Annotated in this window: 2 protein-coding genes; both read right to left on the reverse strand. The window is 62.2% G+C overall.

From position 1 onward, the window contains the following. Window positions 1-300 (reverse strand): hypothetical protein (locus AC4PG0_RS14250; protein ID WP_492168010.1); only part of this gene is annotated, 300 nt, incomplete at its 3' end. A 245-nt stretch (window positions 301-545) separates the two neighbouring features. Continuing rightward, a complete protein-coding gene (locus AC4PG0_RS14255) occupies window positions 546-1,142 on the reverse strand; it encodes a recombinase family protein (RefSeq protein WP_018250483.1) in 597 nt (198 codons plus the stop codon). Between the last annotated feature and the right edge of the window lie 208 nt (window positions 1,143-1,350).

Here is a 1,350-nt window from a genome sequence, read left to right on the forward strand (position 1 = left end):
CGCGATCTCTTTCGCATCGCTAACGGCTTGGATTTGGAGCTGTTCATTGGTGAGTTTTGCCGAGCACTCAGGTTCGATCGCTTGTAAACTTTCTGCCGCTAATGCCTTCGATCCATCCCGACGATAGTCGTCGATTTCCCAGCGCCACCCCTCAGCACTGTTCCGCCAAAGCGTCTTATATGATCCAACTCGATTTCCGCCATCGTACAGCCCGCCGATAACAACTGCCGACCCGCTCGGATCACAGGACGGAAAGACAAGTTCGGGTCTGCGCTCGGCATGGCTCTCGACACTCATCATTGTGAGCCACCACCTTCGGCTACTCTCGGCTGCTTGCAACATGCTGGCCACAGATGGAGAGCGCGCGGTTTCGGGCGCATGTTGTATTGGCCAGGGGTCGCTTTGTGGACCGAAACTGCGTGCCGCTGCCTGACGGCCACTGGCAAGTACAGCTTCCGAGTAGGCCCGCTCCGCCTCCAGCGCGGAATTCGGCGAACTTGCCGCTAGTAGAAGCGCGAAGATCATGGCGAAATCCTACTCCTCAATCAACGTGTCGAGCGATGTACGGGCATCTGCGCCGGATGGTTGAGCGCCCGATAGAGCGTGGCATGATGACACTTCAGCAGCTTCGCCGCTTCGCGCACCGATGTGCCTTCGCCGACGAGACGCTGTCCGAGCGCGATCTGGTCCGGAGTGAGCTTGGGCTTACGCCCGAACTTCACGCCGCGCGCCATGGCTGCCGCGCGGCCGGAACTGGTACGCTGGTGGATCAGCTCGCGCTCGAACTCCGCGATGCCGGCGAACACGGTGAGCACCATGCGTCCCGCAGGCGTGGTCGTGTCGGCCCAGGGCTCGGCGAGCGAGCGCAGCCCCGCTCCCGCCTCGTTCAGCTTCTCGGCGATGTCGAGCAGGTCGCGCGTCGACCGCGCTAGGCGATCGAGCCGGGTGACCACAACCACGTCGTCGTCGCGCAGCTGCTCCAGCATCCGGTCGAGTTCCGGTCGGGCGCGCTTGGCGCCGGACACCTTCTCCTCGAATGTCCGCCGGCATCCGGCCGCCTTCAGTGCCGTCTTTTGAAGCGTGAGATCCTGATCGTCGGTAGATACGCGCGCATAGCCGAGGAGCATGTCGCAGATGTGCATTGGAACACGGCTGATTAGCAACAGACATTTGCGACAGCGTCCGCCCTCGTGTGTAAACGCTCGCGCGAAATGGCGGCGTTCTGATCGCGCTATTTGTCAGTTGCCGGGTCCGATGACGAGGCAATCGCGCGCGGCCTGAACGATGTCAGCGGTGACCTCCTCGACGCGGTTGAGGGTCATGATCCGCCGCATCTGCGCGAACAGGCGC

Source organism: Listeria sp. MAN/IMW/UF464, from assembly GCF_058683955.1.